Origin of the sequence: Chromobacterium haemolyticum (assembly GCF_009936155.1) — a bacterium.
In the GTDB taxonomy this organism is placed as follows: Bacteria; Pseudomonadota; Gammaproteobacteria; order Burkholderiales; family Chromobacteriaceae; genus Chromobacterium; species Chromobacterium haemolyticum.
Map to the genome: position 1 here is coordinate 3,629,018 of NZ_AP019312.1, position 18,860 is coordinate 3,647,877.

Below are 18,860 nucleotides of genomic sequence, written 5' to 3' on the forward strand. Positions count from 1 at the left end.
GGTTCAGGATTCCAGATGCCGGGCGCGGATGTAGCGCGGCAAAGCCCCGCCCACCGGCGCCAACAGCAGCGACAGCAGATAGACCAGGCCCGCCAGCAGAATGATGGCCGGCCCGGAAGGCAGTTCGAAATGATAGGACAGCAATAGACCGCCCAAGCCGGCCAGAAAGGCAATGGCCACCGACAAGCCGAGCAAGGCCTCGATGCGCTCGGTCCACAAGCGGGCGGTGATCGCCGGCAACATCATCAGGCCCACCGCCATCAAGGTGCCTAGCGCCTGGAAACCGGCTACCAGGTTCAGCACCACCAGCATCAGGAACAACATGTGCCACAAGCCCCCGCGCGCGCCCACGGCGCGCAGGTAGACCGGGTCCAGGCTTTCCAGCAGCAGGGGGCGGTAGATCAAGGCCAGCGCCAACAAAGTGAAGGATGCGACGCCGGCCACCAGGAACAGGGCCGCATCGTCCACCGCCAGCACAGAACCAAACAAGATATGCATCAAGTCCACATTGCTGCCGCCGCGCGACACCAGCAATACGCCGATGGACAACGACAGCAGGTAGAAGGCGGCAAAGCTGGCGTCTTCCTTGATGCTGGTGAAACGCGTGGCCAAGCCGGCCAGCAGCGCCACCAGCACGCCGGCGAAGAATCCGCCCAGGCTCATAGCCGGCAGGCTGAGGCCCGCCATCATGAAGCCCACCGCGGCGCCGGGCAGCACGGCATGGCTCATCGCATCGCCCATCAGGCTCATGCGCCGCATCACCAGAAACAGGCCGATCGGGCCACTGCCCAGGGCCAGGGCCAGACAACCGATAAGCGCTCGGCGCATAAAGGCGAATTCGGCAAACGGCGACACCAGTAAATCGTATAAGTGCGACATCAGGCTTGCGCTCCATCCACTTCGCAGACCGCAGCCTGGGATTGCCAATGCGCGGCGGTGTCCACCGCGCGTTTCAAATTGGCGTCGCACAGCACTTCGGCGGTATCGCCCCAGGCCACCACTTCGCGCGCCAACAACAAGGTGTGCGGGAAATAAGCGCGCACCTGCTCGTAATCATGCAGCACCGCCACCACGGTGCGGCCTTCTTCCCGCCAATGGCGCACCAGCTCCAGCAAGTCGTAGGTGGTCTTGGCGTCCACCGCGTTGAACGGCTCGTCCAGCAGGATCAGGCGCGCATCCTGAACCAGAATGCGGGCGAACAACACGCGCTGGAACTGGCCGCTGGACAGCGCCGAGATGGGCCGCAGCGCGAAATCGGCCAGGCCCACCTGCTCCAAGGCCAGCAAGGCCTGATCGCGGCCGCGACGACTAACGCCGCCTAACACGCCGGTATCGTGCCACAGGCCGGTACATACCAAGTCCAGCACGCTGACCGGCAAAGAACGGTCGATCTCAGACTGCTGAGGCAGATAGGCGATGTCGCGGCGCTGAAAACTGTCCAACTGCACCGAACCGGAATCCGGCGTCAAAGCGCCTATCATGGCCTTGAGCAAGGTGCTCTTGCCGGCGCCGTTGGGACCGAAAATCGCGGTGGCGTCTCCTGCGACGAAACTGCCGCTGACATGGTGCACGGCCGGGTGACGCTGATAAGAAACGGTCAGGTTCCGCAGACTGACGCTCATGCCGCCTCCCTCAACGCCCAGATCACCAGAACCCATAAGACCGCCAGCGCGACGCCGGCCAGACCGAGCCGTTGCCAGGCCGACATCGCCAGCAGGCTGAACGGCGGCTTGAAATTGGCCGGCGTCAGATGCCGGTGCGCACGCGGATGTTGATGTTGATGTTTAGACGTCATTCGAAGCACTCCCGCAACTTGCCCTCAATCGCGGCGGCGTCGAAATCCTCGGCAATCAGTTCAAAACGGCTGTCGCGCCGCCAAGACACCTGGGCCGCGCCCCACTGCCCCGCTGCCCAGTTCAGCCACACCCAGCTGTCCAGCACCTTGAACACCCCCTTGGCGCGCACCAGGCCAGGCACCAAGGTCGGCAGCGCATCGAAAAAGCGGGTCAGTTTCTCTCCGTCAAAAGCCTGCTCCGGCTCGAAAGTCCAGCCCATCGAGCGCCATTGGGCAGCGGCGTCGTCCGGCACAGCCGGCCGGTAACGCGGCTTGGGCGCGGCGGCGGCATTCAGCCAAGCCGGATCCAATTCGCCATTGCGCACTTCGCCCACCAGCGACTTGGGCGGAAACAAAGCCCCCGCCTGTTGGCGGAAAGCCTCCATCGTCGGCACGTCGGCCGTGTCGATCTTATTGGCCACCAACACGTCGGCAATGGAAACCTGGTCTCGGTACAGCGGCTGACGGAGATAATCAGACTGAATGAACTGGCGGGGGTCCACCAGAGTAAGCACCGCGCCCACCTCCAGCGCCTCGCCCAAGGGCTTGGCGCGCAATTCGTCGATGACGCCGGCCGCGTGCGCAAGACCGCTAGCCTCGATCAGCAGGCGGTCCGGGCGTTCGCGGCGCAACAGGGTCGCCACCGTGGCGGTCATCTGCGGACCAGCCACGCAGCACAAGCAGCCGCCGGCGATTTCCGCCACCGCCAGTTCGTCCTGACTCAGAGCCGCGCCGTCTATGCCGACTTCGCCGAACTCGTTGACGATGATCGCCCACTTCTCATTAGCGGGACGATGCTCGATCAAATGGCGCAACGCCGTGGTCTTGCCTACCCCGAGAAAGCCGGTGAACAAGTTGACTATGGTTTTTTTCATGGATCAGGGAATTCGTGGATTCAGGCGCTGCAGGACTGGCAACGCCCCGTCAACACCAGGTTTTGCGGGCACAGAGAGAAGGCCACCGCCTGCGCGGCCTGGCGCAACGCGCTCAAGGCCGGCGCGGCGTCGATCTCCTGTACCTGGCCGCAGTCGCCGCAGACCAGGATCAGCCCTTCATGCTGGCATTCGAAGTGATCGCATACGATGAAGCCGTTCAAGGCGTCCACCTTGTGCAGCAGGCCGTGTTCCACCAGGAAATCCAGCGCGCGATACACGGTGGGCGGCGCGGCGGCGCCGCGCTCCTGCTGCAGATCCGCCAGGACCTGATAGGCCTTGACCACCCCGCTGTAACGCAGCACCAACTCCAGCACCTGACGGCGCAACGCGGTCAGCTTGCTGCCGCGCCGTTCACAATGCCGCTCCGCCGCGGCCAGATAGGCTTGATGGTCCATGCCGGACACCCGCTTGTTTAATCAGGACGCAATGTTACTGTATAACATCTCAAATTCACAAGGATTAATCATTCATCGGTTTATCATGCCCGCCACTCATGGTAGCTTTGTGCTCCAGAATGTCCATGATAGGCTTATGGCTTACCACCCATCGCTCATATAAGGAAATGACATGAAAAAGCTGTTGATGCTCGCCCTTGCCGCTACTCTCGCCGGCCAGGCCTTTGCCGCCGATCCGATTGCTCAGCGCAAAGACGTCTTCAAGCAATACAAACCGGTGGTTGGCGGCATGGGCAAGATGGTGAAGGGCGAAACGCCCTATAACAAGGATGAGTTCGCCAAGCTGGCCGGCGAGCTGGAAGCTCTGTCCCAAAAACCGTGGCAGCATTTCCCGGCGGGCAGCGGGACCGGCAAGACCGACGCCAAACCGGAAATCTGGAGCAAGCCCGCCGAATGGCAAAAAGCCATCGACAACCACAAAGCCGCCACCGCCAAACTGAAGCAAGTAGCCGCCGGCGGCGATCTGGGCGCAATCAAGGTACAGTTCGGCGCCACCCAGAAGACCTGTAAAGCCTGTCACGACGCATTCCGCAAGGACTAAGTCCTTCGCGTCGGCACCCGCAGCCCGCTCGCCAGCGGGCTGTTTGCTTGCCTATCCGCAGTCAGACACCACCTCGAAGACCCCGGAATGAAAAAACTGCTGACCGTATTGCTGTTGGGCGCCATCGCGGCGCCGCTGGCACTGGCCGACACGCCGGCCGAAACACGCACCAAATCCTTCAAGAAAGTATTGCTGGCCTTCGAACCCATGGGCACGGTGGTGCGTGGGCGTGATCCGTACCAGAAAGACGCCTTCATCCGTCAGGCGGACGCCTTGAGTCTGATCGCGGCCGAGCCCTTCAATCACTTCCCCGCCAACAGCATCAGCGGCAAAAGCCGAGCCAAGCCGGAAATCTGGAGCCAGCCCGCCAAGTTCCAGGCCGACAAGGACGCCTTCCTCAAAGCCGTGGCCGACCTGAGACAGGCCGCCCGAGGCGGCGACCTCGCCGCCATCAAGAAAAACTACGGCGCAGTGGCGCAAAGCTGCAAGTCCTGTCACGACGCCTTCCGCGGCCCGGAAAAATAAATCGCGACCACAAAAAAAGGGCGGTGTTGACCGCCCTTTTTCTTGCTTGCCTACGCGACGCGGACAGCGCTCCGCGACTTGCGCTCACAAACGCGTCAACAGCACATAAATGCCGCCGCTGGACACCAGCAAGGCCACCAGCGCGATGATGGCCGGCGCGAACTCCAGACGCGGCACATCGCCGGCGATGGCTTTGTTGCCGGTGATCATCGCCTTCACCAGATTGTTCTTCTTGAACAAACGGTAAGCGATGATGGCCAGTAAGTGCAGGCCGACCAGCCCCAGGATCACATTGAAGAAACCCTTGTGGAACGAGGTAGCGGCTTCGGCCGCGTCGCCGCTCAGCAGCTTGGCCAACGGGCCGTCGTACAAATAGCTGTCGACATCGGCGGCGAACAGTCCGGTGCCCACCTGGGCCAGCAAGGCCAACAACATCGCCAACACCATCAGGCCGCCCAAAGGGTTGTGGCCCGGCTGCTCGTTCTCGGTCAGCTCGCCGCGCAAATAGCGGACAATGCTGCGCGGCCCCTTGATGAAATTGCCGAAACGCGCGGTCTGGCTCCCTATCACGCCCCATATCAAACGAAACAGCAGCAGGCTGGCGAGGGCGGAACCGCACCAGATATGGTATTGCAGCCAATCTCCGCCCTGCTCGCCGCTATACCACATGCCGCAGAACAGAATCACCAGCGCCCAGTGAAACAAGCGAGTGGGAACATCCCACACTTTTACCAATTGCGTCATCGCGCTTTCACTCCGTGTATCCAAAATCCGCCCGCCCAAGCATTACCTGAGTTAGTGCATTGCAACATGATATTACCGTGCAGGACTGACAAACCCTAACCCAAATGGGGTTTTACCCAATTCTACCGACAAAAAGGGGGCAAAAACCACTGGTTTTCGGTTAATATCCTTGATTGGGCTCGCTTGGCGAGTCCGGCTACGCCGCCCGCCAACGGGCGGCCTAACTTTTTGCGGCGGCGCCCTCATCCCGCCATTGCCGCGCATCACCTTGTTGGAGACCCGATAAATGAACCATGCCCCCCTGATTCAGGATCTGCAGGCCCGCGGCCTGATTGCGCAAACCACGGACGCCGTTGCGCTGGAGGAACTTCTGAGCAAGGAGCAGGTAACCCTTTATTGCGGCTTCGACCCTACCGCCGACAGCTTGCACTTGGGCCATCTGGTGCCGGTGCTCATGCTGCGTCGCTTCCAGCAGGCTGGCCATCGCCCGGTAGCGCTGGTGGGCGGCGCAACCGGCATGATAGGCGACCCCAGCTTCAAGGCCGCCGAGCGCAAACTGAACACGCCGGACGTGATCCAGGGCTGGGTGGAGAAGATCCGCGGCCAAGTCGAGCCCTTCCTCAGTTTCGAAGGCGACAACGCCGCCTTGATGGCCAATAACTACGACTGGTTCGGCCAAATGAACACGCTGGATTTCCTGCGCGACATCGGCAAACATTTCTCGGTCAACGCAATGATCAAGAAAGAATCGGTGCAGCAACGCATCAACCGCGAAGACCAGGGCATCTCCTTCACCGAGTTCTCGTACAGCCTGCTGCAAGGCTATGACTTCGCCGAGTTGAACCGCCGCTTCGGCTGCAAGCTGCAGATCGGCGGCTCCGACCAGTGGGGCAATATCACCGCCGGTATCGACCTCACCCGCCGCCTGCAACAGCAGCAGGTATTCGGCCTGACTGTGCCGCTGGTGACGAAATCCGACGGCACCAAGTTCGGCAAGACCGAATCCGGCGCCATCTGGCTGGACGCCAAAAAGACATCGCCGTACGCCTTCTATCAGTTCTGGCTGGGCACCGCCGACGCCGACGTGTACAAATTCCTGCGCTACTTCACCTTCCTGTCGCTGGAAGAAATCGCCGCGATCGAAGCCGCCGACCAGGCGCGCGACGGCAAGCCGGAAGCGCAGCGCATCCTGGGCGAACAGATGACGGCCATGGTGCACGGCGCCGCAGCGCTGGAAGCGGCGCAGCGCATCACTCAAAGCCTGTTCAACAATGACCTGAGCAGCCTCACCGCCGACGATTTCGCTCAACTGGCTCAGGACGGCCTGCCCAGCATCCAGCTTGAACGCGACGCCGACAGCCTGATCGACGCGCTGGCCGCCGGCGGCCTGGCCAAATCCAAGAGCGAGGCGCGCACCTTCATCCAGAGCGGCGCGGTCAGCGTCAACGGCGACAAAGCCGACAGCCTGGAGCAGCGCTTCAGCGACGCGGAACGCCTGTTTGGCCGCTACACCCTGCTTAAGCGCGGCAAGAAGAATTACGCGCTGGTGGAATGGCGCTGAGCGCAGCACTCGCATCAAGCGAAAGCGGCCATGACGGCCGCTTTTTTATCGTCGGAACCCTATTTTTCCACCTCGAAAGCCTCCCCGGTAGCAAAAAAAGCGCCGCCGGCAATATAGTGCAAGCTGCGCTTGGCATCGTCATCGAAGCGCCAATGGCCATCGGCGAACACCTCCGCGTCCGCCTCCGCCGCCACCACTTCTCCGATGAACAGATCATAGCGGGACTCATTTTCCGGTTCGCTGATTACTCTGCACTCCAGATAGGCGATGCAGCCATCCACGCGCGGCGCGCCCACTCGCAGCGAAGGAAGCCGGCTCAGGCCGCTATGCGCAAACTTGTCCACCCGCCTGCCGTCGGCGCCGCCGGCGCGCAGCACCTCCGCGGCCTGAGCGCGGCAAGGCACGTTGAGCACAAACTCGCCCGAAGCCTCGATCAGCTCCCGAGAGTAGGTTGCCTTGTCGATGACGACCGCCACCTTGGGCGGATCAAAATCCAGCGGCATGGCCCAGGCCGCCGCCATCACATTGCTGCGCTCCCCGGCCGCGCAGGACACCAAGACCGTGGGACCATGGTTCAATAAACGATAGGATTTCGCCAGATCGACTGCGAGCAAACGAGACATGGGCATACTCGAGAAAACATGAAGCGGCTATTCTAGCCGAAGGTGCCGTTAGCCATCCGACGCGGATAAAAAAAGCCCGGCGCTCGCCGGGCGTACAGATTGCTAATTTCAACAAAGGAGAAGTCATCGAGATGACTATCCAGATATAGGACGCTTTATATTGCGTTGCAAGAATCCCGCAAATCCTTCTAAAACAGGAACATCGGCCCGCTGCCTAACGGATTGCTCTTTCCTTCCAGGCCGATATACACGTTGCGGCCGTAAAAGAAGGGTAAGCCCCAGTCAAAGTAGCCGCTAAGGAAGCCGCTGGACGGCGCTCCCACCGCCGGCAGAGCGGAATAACCTTGCGACAACAGCGTTACGGCGTTGCCAAGATTGAAGCCCACCGCGCTGCTGTTGCCGCCGCTGCTCAAGCTGGCGTTGAGGCTCAAGATGCCGCCGGGGCAGAACCAGGTGCTGCTGCCCACCACGCAGGTGGCGATCGTGGCATCGGGGAAAAACAGCCCATTGGAACCACTATCCAGAAAGCTGCTGTAGCTGAGCGATTTATAGCTGGTCGTGATCGCATCCACGCCATTGCCGTCTAGTGTGGTGGGGAAGGCCTTGGCCGACCCCAAAGCGTTGTTGCTCTGCGTACCCACGCCGAAATACAGCGTCCCGGCCACGCTAGGAGCCCCGCTGATCGCCACCGCCGGCAATTGCAGCATCACCCCGTTATTGTCGCCGGCGAAACCCGCCACAGGATGGGACACCTGCAAAGCCGCGGCCGCCTGAGCCTGTTGACAAGTCAAGGCAGTGGGGCAGGCGTAGTAATAGCCGTTATTGCTAATGCTGGCGCAGTTGCTACCGCAATCCTGCTGCCGCAGGCCAACGCCCAGAATACCGTTGGCTTTCAACGTCGACAGGCTCCCCAAATTGTTCCCCACCCCGCTGCAGGCGGCCGGAATAAAACTGTAGGCGGGATCGCTGATAATCTGGATGGGCAGGGACGACGCTGTCTTGCCCGCCATTTTGACATCGGCGTAGCGGACGCTGCCCCAGGTGAAGCCGCTGGCGAACTGCATGCATTCCACCAGTTGCCGGCTATTCGATGTCACGCCGGGCAGGCTGCCCAACGTCAGTCCGCTCACGGCACTGGCCAACAGGCGCAAACCGCTGGAGCCGGTATCCACCAGCACCCGGCTGATCGTCTGACATTGGCTACCGCCCGGCGCGCAAATCGTCACCGAGACATAGGGCATATTGATCTGATAGACATTGGGCACCGGGCCGCTGTCTATCGTCATCGTCACCGAATTAGCCGTCGACCCGCCGTTGTCCGGCGGCGCAATGCCGCCAGCTCCACCTCCCCCTCCTCCGCACGCCGTCAATAGCAGCACGCACGTCAGCCTCAGCCAAAAGAGAGCCTGTTTCATCTCGTCCCACCCGAATTATTTGAGTTGATCGATGTCGAGTCCCGCCGGCACCAGCGCGGGCACATAGGCCAGACCGAAAAAAGCGCGACCGCGACCGGCTGAGACCACAATCAGCCCCGGCTTGCGCCCCTCCAAGCGATTAAGCCCCGCCTGATTGGACTGTTGAGAGGAAACATAGCTGGAAAAGTAGTCGCCAAGCAGCTGCCTCATATCCGGCAGCGATGCGCCCTGCCACGCCACCGCGAACACCACGCCGTCCGCCTGTCGGGCGAACTCGCGGATGAGACGGCCTGCCTCGTCACGGCTCTGCGCCACGGAATAGAGCACCGACGGCGCAGCCTTCAAGGCCAGCGCTTGCGGAGCAACAATCGCGCGCCCCGCCGGCAAAGGCTGCCCCAAGGCGGCCAAGGCAGGGCCGGAGAACAGGCTGAGGCCAAGCAACAAGGCGTGCCCCGCCATGAAAGACGTCTGCATGAATACCCCCCATCAAATGGAAACTACAACCGCTCCCGGATGCTTTGTCCGGGACTTCAGAATATGCGCGGTGCCAACGCCGCCATCAAAATATAGCACCTGAGCATGAAAGAGCAGCCCGATTGAGTTGCGGGGAGGCGTGATCGAGAATAAAAAAAGGGGGGCGAAAGCCCCCCAGCGTCCTCAAAATTCAACCAGCTGCCCGCCAGTCAAATCCTGGATTTCTCCATCAATACGCCAACGAATCGTCGTGCCGGGTCGTCACCAGCTTGCCCGCGCCCAGGGACAGCATTAGCAGGGCGACGCGTTCATGGACAATCACCGTATGGGTATTGCCGGAAAACTGCATGTAACGGCGCAAGTCCTCACGAACTTTGCGCGAGCCGGTCACGTCGATGATGATGTCGATGCTGCTGCCCTGCTCGGCCAACTCGATGAAATTATCCGTGACGGAAATGCCACGTTGCTGAGCCAGCAGAATGCCCGGCGAATCCAGGTTCAAGTCCGCCACGCCCACCATTCCGACAAACGGCGCGTCCAACAGCTGCCGCAACAGCGGCGTTCCGGTTTCACCCGCGCCTATCATGCCTACTTTGATCTGTTCCATGCGGCCACCCAAATATGACTATCAAATAAACACCGCACTGTAACAGCTTTGACCCTGGTCGCTATTTGAGCCAAATCAAGCGGAGCCGCAAGGGCCGCCACAATGTAACAGGCCCGGACATCGCCGGGCCTGCTAACGTGAAGCTTCGGATGAAATCAATGCAGATTCTGCTGCGACAGGAAACGTAAATAACCAACGCCTTCCAACCAAAAGCCGCCATCGGCCAGCGGCGTCGCCTCCTCTAGATCCGCCACGGTCAACACCAGCTCCTGACCATCCAGGTTGGCTTCCAACACCACATCATCGTCATCGGAAAACTCTTCGGAAGCCGTGTGGAAATCCGGTTTCACGAACTGATTGTTAACCTGAATATAGTCGGACTCATTCAGCAGACGCAGGATGTTCATGGCGACCTCCTAATGATGCGGTGAGAGACAAGGTCCAACAAGACAGCAAAAGCGGCGCCGGTTCCAAGCCTCGCGAGCGCTCCCCGCAACGGCTCAACGCCTACAACCAGCCTCGCTCGGCAAAGGACTCCGCCCGCGCGCCGGTCACGACGAAGTGATCCAGCAACCTTATATCGACCAACTGCAGCGCAGCTTTTAATGTATTGGTTAGAGAATGATCGGCGGCGGATGGTTCGCAAACGCCGGATGGATGGTTATGGGCAATGATCACCCCCGCCGCGTTGTTGGCCAGGGCCCGCCGCACCAGTTCGCGCGGATAGACCCGAGTTTCGGTCAGGGTGCCTCGAAACAACTCTTCTACCGCTATCACACGATTCTGCACAGTCAAGAATACGGCGACGAACACCTCCACGTCCTTGCCCGCAATCGCCAGTCTCAGGAAGTCGCGCACCTGCCGCGGATTGCGCAAGGCGTCCGTCAGGCTCATATCCTCCGCCAACGCCCGCTGAGCCAACTCCTTGCAAGCCATCAACTGCGCGTACTTGGCGGCGCCCAAACCACGCCGAGCCCGAAACTCGTCAAAACTGGCGTTGAGCAAACCGGACAGCGAGCCAAAGTCCAACATCAACTGTCTGGCCATCTCCACCGCGCTCAGCCCTCGCATGCCGGTGCGTAGAAAGATGGCGAGCAATTCGGAGTCCGACAGCGCGGCCGCTCCTTGAGCCAACAACTTTTCTCGGGGACGCTCGGCCTCCGGCCAATGGGCGATAGACATCTGCACGCTCCTCCTCTGGCTATAGCACTGTTTTCAGGGTCAGACCAAACGCGATGAAGCATGGCCTACCATATCATCGAAGCCTCATGCCGGCCAGCGCGCCCAGTCCGTGGAAATCCGCTAAAATTGGACATTTACCGCCTGTTGCGACAAGCCCATGACAAGCAAGAAAATTCTGCTAGGCATTACCGGCGGCGTCGCCGCCTACAAGGCGGCGGAGCTGACCCGCCTTCTCGTCAAAGCCGGCCACAGCGTGGAAGTGGTGATGACGGAGTCGGCCACGCGCTTCGTGACCCCGGCCACATTCCAGGCCCTGTCCGGCCACGCGGTGTACACCGACCTCTGGGACGAACGCCCCAGCAACGCGATGGCTCATATCGATCTATCCCGCCGCGCTGATGTTTTCCTGATTGCGCCGGCCACCGCGAACACCTTGTTCAAGCTGGCCCACGGCGCCTGCGACGACCTGCTCTCCACGCTGGCCGCCGCCCGCGCTTGTCCGCTGATCGTGGCGCCGGCGATGAACCGGCAAATGTGGGACAATCCGCCTAATCAGCGCAATATGGCGCAGTTGCGCGCCGATGGCGTCGCCGTCTTCGGACCGGCCAACGGCGCCCAGGCTTGTGGTGAAACCGGCGAAGGGCGCATGCTGGAGCCGGAAGAGGTCGCGGAATTACTGGAAGGATTTTTCTGCGCCAAGGTGCTGGCCGGGAAGAAGGTTTTGCTCACCGCCGGCCCCAGCTACGAGGCCATAGACACGGTGCGCGGCATCACCAACATCAGCTCTGGCAAGATGGGCTACGCGCTGGCGCGCGCCTGCCGCGACGCCGGAGCCGAAGTCACCCTGATCTCCGGTCCCACCGGCATGGAGGCCCCGCTGGGCATGCGTCGCGTCGATGCGGCCAGCGCCCGGCAAATGCACGATGCGGTGATGGCCGAAGTGGGACAAAGCGATATTTTCATTTCCGTGGCGGCGGTGGCCGATTACCGGGTCAAGAACCCGTCGGCCCACAAGATCAAGAAAGGCGCCACGCCGCCCACCCTGGAGCTGGAGGAAAACCCGGACATTCTCGCCACCGTCGCTTCCTTGCCCGCCGCCCCGTTCTGCGTTGGCTTCGCGGCGGAAAGCCAGAACCTGCTGGAGTTCGCCGAAGCCAAGCGCCAGCGCAAGAAACTGCCGCTGCTGGTAGCTAACTTGGCGCAACAAGCCATGGGCGCCGACGACAATCAGGTGGCGCTGCTGGACCGGAACGGCCCTCACCCCCTGCCCAGCATGCCCAAGCCGGACGTGGCCAAAGCCATTGTCGAGCATCTGGCCAAGCTGTTGCCGCAAAACCAATAAGCAATCGACACCGCGGCCGCCTCGCGCAGCCGACACGAAAGGACTCTCATGAAGAAACCCGTCATTGACGTCAAGATTTTGGACCCGCGTCTGAAACAAAACCTGCCCAACTACGCTACCCCGGGCTCGGCCGGGCTTGACCTGCGCGCAGCCATCGAGCAGGACATCACCATCGCTCCGGGCGAAACCCAGTTGATCCCCACCGGCATGGCCATCCATATCGCCAACCCCAACCTGGCCGCCATGCTGCTGCCGCGCTCCGGTCTTGGCCACAAACACGGCATCGTGTTGGGCAACCTAGTGGGGCTGATCGATTCCGACTACCAAGGACAATTGTTCGTGTCGGTGTGGAACCGCGGCCATGAACCGTTCCGGCTGACGCCTCTGGAACGCATTGCGCAGATGATCATCGTGCCCATCGTTCAGGTGGGTTTCAATATCGTCGACGACTTCGAAAGCTCGGAGCGCGGCGACGGCGGCTTCGGCAGCACCGGACGCAACTGAGGCCGGCCGCCTCGCGATTGCCTATACTCACTCTTAACGGGAGCGATCCCGCGCGGCCGCGGCGGCCGCACACGCGGCTCCCGTGGGCCCCTGGAGCTTGCGGGGTACGCCACGCCGTCCCCAACCCTCGCAAAGAAGGATGCGCCGGCATGAAGCAAAGCCCTCACGAGGACGACAGCAAGCGGATTCTCGACAATCTTGTCGAACTCACCTCCCAACGCGAACAGGACCTGCTGGAAAGCAGCCTGGCCTCCACGCTGGTCGAGGTGATGCGCGTGGACAAGGTGGAGCTATTCGCCTGTCGTTGGGTCAACGGCGTACCCTACACCCGCCGAAGACTAAGCGCCGCCTCCGTCGACGGCAAGACTCAGATTACGGAAACCTCCAGCGACAGCTGGCTGCCCCCGCCCATCTTCCTCTACGACCTGCTCAACGCGCTGGACAGGGACGACGGCATTTTCCGTATTCCCCACGGTCTATGCCTGCCCTTGCGCTGCATGGGCAGCATCGTATCCCTGCTGGTCATTCATGTGACCTCCGAACAGAAAGTCAACAAGGCCATGCTGAAGGCCATGGCCAGGATTCACGAGAACTTCCTGCGCCTGCTGTTCGAGGCGGACCGGGATATGCTCACCGCGCTGAACAATCGCCGCAAATTCGATTTGCGCCTGTTCAACCTGATGGCGGCTCAGTTGCAATCTCCAAGCGAAAGTCACACCTGCACCTTGGCACTATTGGACGTGGATCATTTCAAAAGGGTCAACGACCAGTTCGGCCACATGGTGGGTGATGAGGTGCTGCTCTTGCTCGCGCAGCTGATGCAGCAGTCGTTTCGCGAAGACGACAGCCTGTTCCGCTACGGCGGCGAGGAGTTCGCCATCATCTTCCAAGGACTGCCTCCGGCCGAAGCGGCGGTGGCGCTGGAACGCTTCCGCCAGCGCGTCGAGCAATACGCCTTCCCCCAAGTCGGACGCCTGACCGTCAGCCTCGGCTTCACCCGCATCCTGCCGCAGCTGTTGCCGGGACAGCTGGTGGAGCAGGCGGATAGGGCCTTGTATTACGCCAAAACCCATGGCCGCAATCTGGTGTGCAGTTACGAAGAGCTGGTGGCAGGCGGCCAGCTCGACAGCGCGCAGCGTTTCGGCGAAATCGACTTGTTCTAAACCAAGCCGCTCCGCTTCCAATCCCTATCTTCCTGGCGTAAAAAAACCGGCGCCAAGGAGCCGGTTTTCAATTGACGCGATCCGCAGGCCGCTTACGACAGCAGATGGTTGCTCAGCTCGCGCATGCCAGCCGACAACATGGCCAAATCCAACACGCTGAACGACTGCAGTTCCGCGAACATCTGCGCGCAAACCTCCACCTGCTGGTGGCGCTTCTCCATCCACTGTTGCGCAAAGGTCTCCACGCCAGCGGCGTCCTGCAGCGCCTGCCCCACCAGATTGCGATGCACGCGGTACAGATCGTCGCGCAGCGCGGAACGCGCCAGCGACTGCCAGCGATTGTCGCGCGGCAGGCTGGTGATCGCATCGCGCAGCCAATCCAACTGCATCGCGTGACCCAACTGGTAGTAGTTCTTGGCCAAAAGCTCCAGCGGCAGTTTGCTGCCTTCGCTGATTTCGATGATATCCATCAGCGGCACGGCAAACTCCAGTCGCGCCAATACTTGCGCCAGCGGCTGCGGCATGCCCGGCTGGCTTAGACGTTCTTCCAGCGCCGCCACCGCCGGGTAACCGCCGGAAGCGATCAACTGGGGCAGCTGCGCCAACAGGGCCTGCACCTTGGCGGCGTACTGTTCGATCACCGCGTTCACCGAGGCGAACGGACGCTTATTACGCAGCACCCAGCGCGTCACGCGCTCCACCAGCGTGCGCACCAGCACCATCATCTCCACCTGACGATCCGCCGGCACCTTGTTGTCCAAAGCTTCGATCTCGCTCCACAGGCGCTCGGCGTCGAACACGCGGCTGGCAATCCACCAGGCACGGGCGATGTCGCCGGCGGAGAACGGAGACTCTTCCTGCATGCGGAACACAAAAGTGGTGCCCATGCGGTTGATGATCTGGTTGGCCAACTGGTTGGCGATGATCTCGCGCTTCAGCTGATGCTGCTGCATCTGCGCGCCAAAACGCTGCTGCAGCGGTTTCGGGAAGTAATGGGTCAGAATCGACAGGAAGTCCGCGTCGTCCGGCACATCGGTGGCCAAAATCGCCTGATCCAGTGAAATCTTGCTATAGGACAACAGCACCGCGATTTCCGGCACCGTCAGACCCTGACGGGCCAAACGTCGCTCATTAATCTGGGTTTCAGACGGCAGGTACTCGATCTCGCGGTTCAGCTCGCCGGTTTTTTCCATGTGCGCGATCATGCGCGCATGGGTAGTCAGCATCGCGGCAGCCTCCTGGCGCTTGATCGCCAGAATCTGGGTCTGCTGGATATTGTTGCGCAACACCAGCTGCGCCACCTCGTCGGTCATTTCCGCCAGCAGCTGATTGCGCTGCTTCAAGGTCATATCCCCGGCCTGCATTACGCCGCCCAGCAGAATCTTGATGTTGACCTCGTGGTCGGAGCAATCCACGCCGGCGGAGTTATCGATGGCATCGGTGGCAATGCGCCCGCCGTTCAGCGCGAACTCGACGCGTCCCAGCTGAGTGCACGTCAGGTTGCCGCCTTCGGCCACCACCCGGGCTTGCAAATCGCGGCCGTCCACGCGCACCGGATCATTGGCGCGATCGCGCGCGTCGGCGTGGCTTTGACTAGACGCCTTGACGTAGGTGCCGATGCCGCCGTTGTACAGCAGATCAATCTTGGCCTTGAGGATCTCGTGGATCAGCTCGTTCGGCGCCATGCTGTCCTTGTCCGTTTCCAGCCAGGCCTTCACTTCAGGCGACAAGGGGATGGACTTGGCAGAGCGCTCGAAGATGCCGCCGCCCTTGGAGATCAGCTCACGGTTGTAATCGGTCCAGCTGGAACGCGGCAATTTGAACAAGCGCGCGCGCTCGGCGTAGCTCTTGGCCGCATCGGGCGTCGGGTCCAGGAAGATGTGCAGGTGGTTGAACGCCGCTTTCAGGCAGATGTGCTCGGACAACAGCATGCCGTTGCCAAACACGTCGCCGGCCATGTCGCCGATGCCGATCACGCTGAAGTCCTGCTCCTGGGTGTTGATGCCCAGGTGGCGGAAATGGCGCTTGACCGATTCCCAGGCGCCGCGGGCGGTAATGCCCATGCCCTTGTGGTCGTAGCCAGCGGAACCGCCGGAAGCGAAGGCGTCGCCCAGCCAGAAGCCATAATCGGCGGAAATACCGTTGGCGATGTCGGAGAACGTAGCCGTGCCCTTGTCGGCCGCCACGACCAGATACGGATCGTCCGGATCCAGACGGCGCACATCCGCCGGAGGCACGATCTGGCCATTCACCAGATTGTCGGTGACGTCCAGCAGCGCGGAAATAAAGATCTTGTAGCAGGCGACGCCTTCGGCCAGGAAGGCTTCGCGGTCGCTAGGCGCCGGCAACTGCTTGCCGACGAAGCCGCCCTTGGAGCCCATTGGCACGATCACCGAGTTCTTCACCATCTGCGCCTTCACCAGGCCCAGCACCTCGGTGCGGAAGTCTTCCATGCGATCAGACCAGCGCAAACCGCCGCGCGCCACTTTGGAGCCGCGCAAATGCACGCCCTCCACGCGTGGGCTGTACACCCAGATTTCGAACATCGGGCGCGGTTGCGGCAGGAAGGGAATCAGATTGGACTCAAGCTTGAACGAGATGTAGGACTTGAACTCGCCGTCAGCGCCCTTCTGCCAGAAGTTGGTCCGACGGGTGGCCAGGATCACGGACAGGAAACCGTTCAGGATGCGGTCTTCATCCAGGTTGGCCACGCCGTCCAGTTGCTCGCGCAGCTTGGCCAGCAAGGCGTCGGCGCGCGCGTCGTCGGCATGCGTCGGATCCAGACGCACGGCGAACAGTTCGACCAGCAGACGGGTGATAGCCGGATAATTAGCCACGCACTGCTCAATGTAAGCCTGGCTGAAGGTCAAACCGCCCTGACGCAGGTACTTGGCCAAGGCCCGCACCAGCGAAATTTCACGCCAGTCCAACCCGGCCACCAGCGCCAAACGGTTGAAGCCGTCGTTCTCGCAACGCTTGGCGAATACCTGGGTCAACAGCTCCTGGAAGTCCAGCTGCACTTCTTCGCTTGCAATCTGCTCTTCCGCAGACCCCACATCCAGGCCGAAATCGCTTATCCACACCTGACGGCCGTCGGCGCGCTGCACGCAGTACGGATGCTCGTCGCGGACCTTAACGCCCATATTCTCCAAAATCGGCAGACTGGCCGACAGGCCCAGCGCCTCGCCTTCACGGAACAGCTTCAGATTGAATGCCGAAGCGCCGCGATGGAACGGCCGGTACAGCTTCATCGCCAACGGGGAATCGGCGTTGACCGATTCGATATGCTGGATGTCCAGCACCGCGTTGCGCACCGCGAACTCTTCGCGATAAGCCACCGGGAACGCGCCCTTGTAGCGGTTGAACAAGGCGTTGCCCAGTTCCTCGCCGTGGGTCTCCACCAGCAGTTGATGCAGTTCCTCCACCCAGCCGCGCACCAAACGGGCGATTTCAGCCTCGATGTCGGCCTCGTGGAATTCCGGCAACTTGGCGGCGTTGGTACGGATGATGTAATGCACGCGAGCCAGCGAGCCGTCGCTGATCTGTACGCTGAACTCGGCGCTGGTGCCGTTGAAAGCGTTCATCAACACTTTTTCGATCTTCAGGCGCACTTCGGTGTTGAAGCTGTCGCGCGGCACGTACACCAGGCAACTGACATAGCGATGGTAGCGATCCTTGCGCACGAACAGACGCACGCGCGGACGCTCCTGCAGGCTGACGATGCCCTCGGAGATCGGCCCCAGCACTTCGGCTGGAATTTCGAACAGCTCGTCGCGCGGATAAGCCTCCAGCACAAAGTTCAAGGTCTTGGACTTATAGCTGTCGTCCACGTAGTCGCAATTGCGGATCACTGTCGCCACTTTCTGGCGCAGGATGGGCACATCCTTGGGCGAGTCCTGATAGGCGCTGGCAGTGTACAGACCCAGGAAACGGCGTTCGCCGATCACTTCACCCTTGTCGTTGAAACGCTTGATGCCGACAAAGTCGATATAAGCCGGGCGGTGGATGATGGAGCGGGTCTGAGACTTGTTCAGAATGATCAACTGCGGCAGGTGAGCCAGCTCGCGCAGCTCCTGAGGCAGCTGTTCAAAGCTGGCGGAATATTCTTTGTCGCCCTGGTCTTTCAAAATGCCCAGGCCGGACGTTTTCACGATCTTCAGGCTGTCTTTACCGTTGCGGCGCACCAGATCGTAATCGCAATAACCCATGAACAGGAAGTTGCGCTTGGACATCCAGGCCAGGAAGTCCACCGCTTCCTTGGCTTCCGCCGCGCGCTTGCCTTTGACCAGGGATAGGTCTTTGCTGATATCGGCCAACACTTCGCGCATTGTCGGTTCGTCGCTTACCACCAGGCGGATATCCGAAAGCACACGATTCAGCTCGGACTCCAGCTGCTTGAGGATGGCCGTGTCGGTCACGCGATCAATCTGCACGTGGATGAAGGATTCCAGCGGCAGGCTGCGGTCCTCGGTGCGTTTGACCTCTTGGATCACACCGTTCTTGTCTCTCCCCACCGACAGGACCGGGTGCACCAGCAAGTGCAGGTTCAGGCTATGGCGCGACAGCAGCATGGTGATGGAGTCGATCAGGAACGGCATATCGTCGTTGACCACTTCAATCACGGTATGGGTGCTTTGCCAACCGTCGCGCTCGAAATCGGGGTTGTAAATGCGAGCCTTGTTCTGACCGCTCAAACGCTTGGCGCCAAACGCGTAATGCGCCGACGCGGCGCCGAACAAGTCCAGCGATGAGAACTGTCTAAGGTCGGCGTGCTCGGCTTCTTCGAAGTAGATCGGGAAGAAAGGCTCGAGCTGGTGTTTCTCCTTTTCAGAAAGCTTGGTCTCTGCTACGGCCTGAATATCGGCGATCAGGCTCGCGAGTTCGGTCTTATTGGTAAGCGACATGTTGCTTCTCTTGTTGTGTGCACGGAGTGTGTCGAGGCATTGTAGATACCC

19 protein-coding genes are annotated in these 18,860 nt (G+C 61.1%); 6 read left to right on the forward strand and 13 right to left on the reverse strand.

What is annotated here, in order from left to right:
* Positions 1 to 3: 3 nt before the first annotated feature.
* From GYH29_RS16635 to GYH29_RS16650, 5 genes are read right to left on the reverse strand one after another with little or no spacing between them, the layout of a single operon-like run.
* Positions 4 to 879, reverse strand: coding sequence for a metal ABC transporter permease (locus GYH29_RS16635; protein WP_019101170.1), 876 nt, complete (start codon positions 877 to 879; stop codon positions 4 to 6).
* Complete coding sequence (locus GYH29_RS16640) at positions 879 to 1,622, reverse strand: metal ABC transporter ATP-binding protein (RefSeq protein ID WP_043594257.1); 744 nt, start codon at positions 1,620 to 1,622, stop codon at positions 879 to 881. The genes GYH29_RS16635 and GYH29_RS16640 overlap by 1 nt, the downstream gene beginning before the upstream one ends.
* A complete protein-coding gene (locus tag GYH29_RS24565; protein WP_162533441.1) occupies positions 1,619 to 1,795 on the reverse strand; it encodes a hypothetical protein in 177 nt (58 codons plus the stop codon). The genes GYH29_RS16640 and GYH29_RS24565 overlap by 4 nt, the downstream gene beginning before the upstream one ends.
* Positions 1,792 to 2,709 carry a CobW family GTP-binding protein gene (locus GYH29_RS16645; RefSeq protein ID WP_081575733.1) on the reverse strand — a complete coding sequence of 306 codons (918 nt, stop codon included), beginning with the start codon at positions 2,707 to 2,709 and terminating at the stop codon, positions 1,792 to 1,794. Before GYH29_RS16645 ends, GYH29_RS24565 begins: the two co-directional genes overlap by 4 nt.
* Positions 2,710 to 2,729: 20 nt before the next feature.
* Positions 2,730 to 3,164 (reverse strand): Fur family transcriptional regulator, encoded by a 435-nt coding sequence (locus GYH29_RS16650; protein WP_019101166.1) that lies wholly within the window; start codon positions 3,162 to 3,164, stop codon positions 2,730 to 2,732.
* Between the two features lie 172 nt (positions 3,165 to 3,336).
* Between GYH29_RS16650 and GYH29_RS16655 the strand changes: the two genes are divergently transcribed.
* A complete protein-coding gene (locus tag GYH29_RS16655; protein WP_019101165.1) occupies positions 3,337 to 3,765 on the forward strand; it encodes a c-type cytochrome in 429 nt (142 codons plus the stop codon).
* A gap of 87 nt (positions 3,766 to 3,852) precedes the next feature.
* A complete protein-coding gene (locus GYH29_RS16660; protein WP_019101164.1) occupies positions 3,853 to 4,290 on the forward strand; it encodes a c-type cytochrome in 438 nt (145 codons plus the stop codon).
* Positions 4,291 to 4,374: 84 nt separating this feature from the next.
* Here GYH29_RS16660 and GYH29_RS16665 read toward each other — a convergent pair whose 3' ends face one another.
* Complete coding sequence (locus GYH29_RS16665) at positions 4,375 to 5,034, reverse strand: cytochrome b/b6 domain-containing protein (RefSeq protein ID WP_019101163.1); 660 nt, start codon at positions 5,032 to 5,034, stop codon at positions 4,375 to 4,377.
* 286 nt (positions 5,035 to 5,320) lie between these two features.
* Between GYH29_RS16665 and tyrS the strand changes: the two genes are divergently transcribed.
* On the forward strand, positions 5,321 to 6,595 hold the full coding sequence (tyrS, locus tag GYH29_RS16670; RefSeq protein ID WP_019101162.1) for a tyrosine--tRNA ligase: 1,275 nt from the start codon (positions 5,321 to 5,323) through the stop codon (positions 6,593 to 6,595).
* A gap of 59 nt (positions 6,596 to 6,654) precedes the next feature.
* Here the strand turns inward: tyrS and GYH29_RS16675 are convergent, their stop codons facing one another.
* From GYH29_RS16675 to radC, 6 genes are all read right to left on the reverse strand, one after another.
* A complete protein-coding gene (locus tag GYH29_RS16675; RefSeq protein WP_039754581.1) occupies positions 6,655 to 7,218 on the reverse strand; it encodes a flavin reductase family protein in 564 nt (187 codons plus the stop codon).
* A gap of 188 nt (positions 7,219 to 7,406) precedes the next feature.
* Complete coding sequence (locus GYH29_RS16680; RefSeq protein ID WP_081575734.1) at positions 7,407 to 8,633, reverse strand: DUF3443 domain-containing protein; 1,227 nt, start codon at positions 8,631 to 8,633, stop codon at positions 7,407 to 7,409.
* Between the two features lie 15 nt (positions 8,634 to 8,648).
* Complete coding sequence (locus tag GYH29_RS16685) at positions 8,649 to 9,107, reverse strand: DUF2844 domain-containing protein (protein ID WP_081575735.1); 459 nt, start codon at positions 9,105 to 9,107, stop codon at positions 8,649 to 8,651.
* Positions 9,108 to 9,336: 229 nt separating this feature from the next.
* Positions 9,337 to 9,714, reverse strand: coding sequence for an oxidoreductase (locus GYH29_RS16690; RefSeq protein ID WP_019101158.1), 378 nt, complete (start codon positions 9,712 to 9,714; stop codon positions 9,337 to 9,339).
* A gap of 155 nt (positions 9,715 to 9,869) precedes the next feature.
* Complete coding sequence (locus GYH29_RS16695) at positions 9,870 to 10,121, reverse strand: hypothetical protein (protein WP_019101157.1); 252 nt, start codon at positions 10,119 to 10,121, stop codon at positions 9,870 to 9,872.
* A gap of 100 nt (positions 10,122 to 10,221) precedes the next feature.
* Positions 10,222 to 10,896, reverse strand: coding sequence for a RadC family protein (radC, locus tag GYH29_RS16700; protein WP_019101156.1), 675 nt, complete (start codon positions 10,894 to 10,896; stop codon positions 10,222 to 10,224).
* Between the two features lie 157 nt (positions 10,897 to 11,053).
* Here radC and coaBC point away from each other — a divergent pair, with 157 nt between their 5' ends.
* The 3 genes from coaBC to GYH29_RS16715 all read left to right on the forward strand — a co-directional run bounded on the left by coaBC (position 11,054) and on the right by GYH29_RS16715 (position 13,905).
* The gene (coaBC, locus tag GYH29_RS16705; RefSeq protein WP_107732462.1) at positions 11,054 to 12,238 is read left to right on the forward strand and encodes a bifunctional phosphopantothenoylcysteine decarboxylase/phosphopantothenate--cysteine ligase CoaBC; all 1,185 of its coding nucleotides are present in this window, start codon (positions 11,054 to 11,056) and stop codon (positions 12,236 to 12,238) included.
* Positions 12,239 to 12,286: 48 nt separating this feature from the next.
* Positions 12,287 to 12,742: a dUTP diphosphatase gene (dut, locus tag GYH29_RS16710; protein WP_019101154.1), complete on the forward strand. Its 456-nt coding sequence runs from the start codon at positions 12,287 to 12,289 to the stop codon at positions 12,740 to 12,742.
* A 149-nt stretch (positions 12,743 to 12,891) separates the two neighbouring features.
* On the forward strand, positions 12,892 to 13,905 hold the full coding sequence (locus GYH29_RS16715; protein ID WP_052052289.1) for a GGDEF domain-containing protein: 1,014 nt from the start codon (positions 12,892 to 12,894) through the stop codon (positions 13,903 to 13,905).
* A 92-nt stretch (positions 13,906 to 13,997) separates the two neighbouring features.
* On the opposite strand, the gene GYH29_RS16720 is transcribed toward GYH29_RS16715, so the two are convergent.
* The gene (locus GYH29_RS16720; protein WP_043594262.1) at positions 13,998 to 18,809 is read right to left on the reverse strand and encodes an NAD-glutamate dehydrogenase; all 4,812 of its coding nucleotides are present in this window, start codon (positions 18,807 to 18,809) and stop codon (positions 13,998 to 14,000) included.
* Positions 18,810 to 18,860 lie beyond the last annotated feature (51 nt).